Below are 4,487 nucleotides of genomic sequence, written 5' to 3'. Positions count from 1 at the left end.
GCCCTGGATGTCCAGCAGCTCGGTGAACATCGGGATGACCAGGGACAGGGTGAGGTACCCGTGGGCGATCGTGCCGCCGAACGGGCCGCCTGCGGACCTGACCGGGTCGACGTGGATCCACTGGTGGTCACCGGTGGCGTCGGCGAAGGTGTTCACCCGCTCCTGGGTGATCTCCAGCCACCCGCTGTGACCGAGGTCCTTGCCGGCCAGCGCCCTGATCTCGTCGAGCCCGTACGCCGTGATGGTCATGCGTCCGTCGTCCTCTCCTGCGCGCCGAGCCCGAGCAGGCGTACGGCGTTGTCCTTCAGAATCTTCGGGCGGACCTCGGGCTTGATCTCGAGCTTGTCGAAGTCGGCGAGCCAGCGGTCCGGGGTGATCACCGGGTAGTCGGAGCCGAAGAGCACCTTGTCCTTCAGCAGCGTGTTGGCGTACCGCACGAGCTGCGGCGGGAAGTACTTCGGCGACCATCCGGACAGGTCGATGTAGACGTACGGCTTGTGCGTGGCCACCGCCAGCGCCTCGTCCTGCCAGGGGAACGACGGATGGGCCAGGATGATCCGCAGCTCCGGGAAGTCCACGGCCACGTCGTCCACCAGCATAGGGTTGCCGTACTTGAGCCGGATCCCGCCCCCGCCGGGGACGCCCGCGCCGATGCCGGTCTGGCCGGTGTGGAACAGCGCCGGGACGCCCAGCTCCTCGATCGCCTCGTACAACGGGTACGCCACGGGGTCGTTGGGGGCGATGCCCTGGATGCTCGGGTGGAACTTGAACCCGCGCACGCCGTGCTCCTGGACCAGCCGCCGCGCCTCGCGCGCGCCCGCCCTGCCCTTCCACGGATCGACGCTGGCGAACGGGATCAGCACGTCGGCGTGCTCCGCGCAGCTCTCCGCGACCTCCTCGTTGGAGATGCGCGGGTGCCCGGTGGCGTGCTCGGCGTCCACGGTGAACACCACCGCGGCCATCTTCCGCTCCCGGTAGTACGCGGCCATCTCCGGGATGGTGGGCTGGCGGTGCCCGTGGGCCTTGAAGTAGTCCTCCGAGGCGCCGAACAGCTCGGGGCTCAGCGAGCCGTGCCCGTCCTTTGAGATCTCCGCGTGGGTGTGGACGTCGATCGCGACCAGATCGGCGACGTTCATGACGGCCATGTCAGGCTCCCTGCGCGTCCGAGGCGGGAGCCTTCGGCGCGGGGATGCCGTACGTCTCCGGCTCGGCGCCGACGCCCGACTGCCAGGAGGCGGCGATGCTCTCGGCCGTCCAGCCGCCGTCGGCGAACGCGACGGACTTCTCGCTGGGGTGCGACCACAGCGCGAGGCGGTCGCCGCCGATCCCGATCGCCTGGCCGGTCACCCCCGCGGAGGCGTCCGAGGCGAGGAACACGACGAGCCCCGCCACGTCCTCGACCGTGCCCAGCCCCTCGTCCTTGCGCAGCCACTCGGGGAACGGCTTCCCGGTCCGCTCGGACTCCTCGATGATCGGCGCGAACACGGGAATCGTCTTGGTCATCTCCGTGGCCGCCACCGGGACGACCGCGTTCACCGTGATGTTCGCCCTGCCCAGCTCCATCGCCCAGGTCCTGGCCATCGCCACGATGCCGGCCTTGGCCGCCGCGTAGTTGGTCTGCCCGAAGTTCCCGCGCTGGCCGGCCGGCGAGGAGATCAGGATCAGCCGGCCGCCGCTCCCCTGCTCACGCATCCGGATCGCCGCCGCCCGCGCGCAGGTGAACGTGCCGCGCAGGTGCACGTCGATCACCGCGTCGAAGTCGTCGTCCGACATCTTCCACAGCACCCGGTCGCGCAGGATGCCCGCGTTGGTGACCATCACGTCGAGCCGGCCGAACTCCTTCACGGCCGTGTCGACCAGCCGCTCGGCCACCTCGGCGGATCCGACCGGGGCGACGACGCTCGTCGCCCGGCCGCCGTTGCCGGTGATGGCGTCGACGACCTGCGCCGCCGCTTCGGCGTCCACGTCGTTGACGACCACCGCCGCTCCGGACGCGGCCAGTGCCTCGGCGTACGCGCGGCCGAGCCCTCGGCCCGCACCTGTAACGACGGCGACCTTGCCGGAAAGATCCATGGGACTCCCCCTGAGTTGTACGCGATTGATTCGGAATATATGCACTCTTATGACGATCGTCAAAGAATTGCCCAACATTCGGGCGACACGGGTCCGCGTGGCGAAGCGATGCCGGGAGACGATCGAGGTCAGGCCAGGACGACGTCCTCCAGCCACTGACCGATGCGCTTGACGACCTCGTCGTCGAAGGTGCGGGCGTCGACGTTGTCGGCGTGGATCTCGATCACCGGGAACCCGGCCGCCTCCAGCGCCCTGGCGGTGAAGTAGCTGCCGCGGGGGTCGTCGGAGACCAGGTGGACCACGCCGTCGATGCCGTGCAGGCGAGCCTCCTTCACGTACCACTCGCTCGACCACGGCGGGGTGTAGAGCTGGTCGCCGAAGGCGGCGAAGCGTGCCGCCAGCGCCCTCATGGGGTCGTCGCCGTAGCGGATGTACCCGTCGGCGGCGATGGCCAGGTACATCGACCAGACGAACACCGCGCCGTACTGCTCCTGGAAGCGCTGGTAGAAGCCCATGTCATACCAGAGGCCACGGCCGATCCACATCAGCCGGGCCCGCTCGTCCGGGCACGCGGCCTGGCCCGTGTCGACCCGCTCGCGCACCTCCTCGTAGAAGCGCCTGGCGATGTCCCTGGCCCACTCGGTGCCGCGGTGCCACTGCGGGAGCATGACGCTGGGGATGCTGTCGACGACGCCGAGCGGCGCGGGCCGGGTGCGGGCGATGAGGTCGCGGGTCTTCCTGTTCCACTCCTCCTGCTCGTCGACCAGGGCCATCACCTCGCGGAAGCGGGACTCGCTGAACCGCCTGCCGGTGGTGGTCTCCAGGAACCTGACGAGGTTCTCCAGCTCCGCGGTGAGCAGGTCCAGCCTGGCCGGGCCGACGGCCTGCTCCCAGCGGTGCGGCATCAGCTCCCACCAGTTGACGGGGACCTCGTTCTCGGCGGCGTTCTCCAGCGGGTAGAAGGTGACCCCGGGCTCGTGACCCCAGATGTCGAAGACCTTGCGGGTGATGTCACCGGTGGCGTCCCCGACGACGATGTCCGGTTTCGGCAGGCCACCCCAGGGGCCGGCCTCCGGTTCCGGATCGAAGGCGGAGCCGAGGGTGACCGAGTTGTACTGCTCGGAGTAGTCGGGGTAGCCGCGCTGCCGCACCAGCTCCAGGTAGTGCCCCGAGCGCTGCTTGGCGGCGACCAGGGACGCCCACCACTGGCTGACGGCGTACGGGATGTCCATCGTGCGGAAGATCTCGTGCGGGACGTCCGCGTTCAGCAGGGCGAACGGCTCGCCGGCGGCGACCCGCCGCCGCAGGTCGGCGAACCATTCACGCTGGTGCCTGCCCGCCTCGGCCGCCGTGGCGAGGGATTTCACACTGCGCATGGGTGTTCCTTCCGCAGGGCGGTCAGGTCGGCACGCCCGTAGTCCTGGCGTTCCAGCAGCACGGCGGGGATGTCGAGCGCCGCGCGCTGCGCGGGGAAGTCCCAGGCCGGGGCCTCGTCGCCGATCCTCGAATAGGCGACGAAGAGCTCGGCCCGGCAATCCCGTACGGCCCTCGCCGCGTGGGCGGCGCGCTCGCTCACCGTGGCCCGGTGGGCGGTCGGGCCGCTGTGGTGGTAGTGCTCGGCCAGCGCGTCCAGGCCCGCCGCGCCGACCGGCTCCCTGAGGAAGAGGTCGCCGAAGGAGTGGTCCTCGCCGACGATCACGTAGCCCTCGGACTCGACGGCCTCGTACACGTGCGGCGTGTCGTGGTCGCTGCCGCTCAGGAAGACGCGCCGCCCGGCGTGTTCCGGGAGCTGTCCCGCCTCGGACAGCAGCCGTTCCAGCAGCGCGATGTGCTCGTGAACGGGCAGGGCCGCGTTGACCGCCGCGAGGAACTGGCGTCCCGTCAGGCGGGCGGGCACGGCCCGGCGCAGTTCGGCGACGGCGGCCAGCAGACGGCGACGCTCGTCGTGCGCCGCCACCGCCCCGGCCAGGTCGAGGCGGCGGCCGGTCCAGGCCTCCAGCCTGGCCGCGAACTCGCCGATCCGGCGGCGGTTGTACCGCGCGGTCGTGCGGTGCGGCAGGTGCAGGATGTCCACCAGGTACACCTCGGGCAGTCCGGCGCCCGGCTCCACCCGCCGCAGCTCGCGCAGCGCGTAGAACAGCCGCAGGGACGCCTCGCAGTCGTGCGAGACCACGATGCGGTCCAGGTCGCCGAAGGACCCGGCGAGCAGCCGGGTGAGCACCGAGCGGGCCGCCGGGTCCACCCCGCGGCCCAGGTAGCGGTCTCCGAGCTCGGAGCCGGAGTCCGGGTCACCCGTGAGGCGGACCGCACGCATCCCCGCGGCGGTCAGCAGTTCGACCGGCACGTCCGCCCCGACGTAGCCGGCGACCGGCGACCGGTCGCCGGTCGCGCCCTGCGCGGAGGCCGGGGAGGCC

5 protein-coding genes are annotated in these 4,487 nt (G+C 71.1%); all 5 read right to left on the bottom strand.

Annotation, left to right across the window (positions count from 1 at the left end; all coding sequences use genetic code 11):
• Positions 1-249, bottom strand: a 249-nt coding sequence (locus AB0J39_RS38300; protein ID WP_363473933.1) for a MaoC/PaaZ C-terminal domain-containing protein, incomplete at its 3' end; no start/stop codon positions are given.
• Positions 246-1,136 (bottom strand): amidohydrolase family protein, encoded by an 891-nt coding sequence (locus AB0J39_RS38295; protein WP_363473935.1) that lies wholly within the window; start codon positions 1,134-1,136, stop codon positions 246-248. The genes AB0J39_RS38300 and AB0J39_RS38295, both read right to left, overlap by 4 nt.
• 10 nt (positions 1,137-1,146) lie before the next feature.
• The gene (locus AB0J39_RS38290; protein WP_363473931.1) at positions 1,147-2,073 is read right to left on the bottom strand and encodes an SDR family NAD(P)-dependent oxidoreductase; all 927 of its coding nucleotides are present in this window, start codon (positions 2,071-2,073) and stop codon (positions 1,147-1,149) included.
• A 128-nt stretch (positions 2,074-2,201) separates the two neighbouring features.
• Positions 2,202-3,449: a 2-hydroxyacyl-CoA dehydratase family protein gene (locus tag AB0J39_RS38285; RefSeq protein ID WP_363473929.1), complete on the bottom strand. Its 1,248-nt coding sequence runs from the start codon at positions 3,447-3,449 to the stop codon at positions 2,202-2,204.
• On the bottom strand, positions 3,437-4,487 hold a 1,051-nt coding region (locus AB0J39_RS38280), incomplete at its 5' end, for a 2-hydroxyacyl-CoA dehydratase family protein (RefSeq protein WP_363473927.1). The genes AB0J39_RS38280 and AB0J39_RS38285, both read right to left, overlap by 13 nt.

It is taken from the genome of Microbispora sp. NPDC049633 (assembly GCF_040675265.1).
Taxonomy (GTDB): domain Bacteria; phylum Actinomycetota; class Actinomycetes; order Streptosporangiales; family Streptosporangiaceae; genus Microbispora; species Microbispora maris.
Note: the sequence above shows the minus strand (reverse complement) of the source record. Positions and strands in the feature narration are given on the sequence as shown.